Source organism: Peribacillus sp. CSMR9 (assembly GCF_033141925.1).
Classification (GTDB): Bacteria; Bacillota; Bacilli; order Bacillales; family DSM-1321; genus Peribacillus; species Peribacillus simplex_A.
Genome location: NZ_JAOPHO010000224.1, coordinates 1 through 689, shown reverse-complemented (window position 1 = coordinate 689; position 689 = coordinate 1). Strand labels below are relative to the sequence as shown.

Sequence of the window (689 nt, the reverse complement as noted above, 5' to 3'; positions counted from 1 at the left end):
CAGGTGGACTATTTAAAAAAGCGCAATCCAAATCTACATGGGAAGGAATGGTCCTAAAATCCGAAAGGTTTCAAGTAATTGATGATTTGAGGAAAACACACCCACTCGCGTGGCTATTAAAAATTGGTGAAGTTTCAAGAGCGGGTTATTACAAATGGCGGAAGACTCAGTCTAGACGTTCACTGAGACTTCAGAAAAACCTTTGGATAAAAGAACATATATTAGCCATTCATAAGATACATCCATACTACGGATACAAACGGATGACTCGAGCTTTATTCAGAGAGGGAATCGTTGTCAATCATAAGCGTGTTCGTCGTTTGATGAGAGAATTGAGGGTTACATCTGTTATTCGAAAGAAACGCCCTTTCTATGGTCGAAGAGGATCGGTTGTATATAAGAATATTTTAAATCGTGAGTTCTATGCAGAGTCCATATTACAAAAGTTAGTAACAGATATAACCTATGTAAGGATTGGAGACACGTTTGTCTACCTATCTGCCGTTTTAGATTTGTATAATAATGAAATTGTGGCATGGGAAGTTTCAACTAGAAACGATCTTGAATTGGTTCATAATACGTTGAATCAGTTAAGGGACAAATCATTTGGAAAGGATGCCCTTCTCCATTCTGATCAAGGATTTCAATATACGACGAAATCATACGAAAGACAGGTAAAAGAACTCGGT

Annotated in this window: 1 protein-coding gene; it reads left to right on the top strand. The window is 37.6% G+C overall.

The window, feature by feature from the left end:
- On the top strand, nucleotides 1-689 hold a 689-nt coding region (locus N9I19_RS25025), incomplete at both ends, for an IS3 family transposase (RefSeq protein ID WP_317779374.1).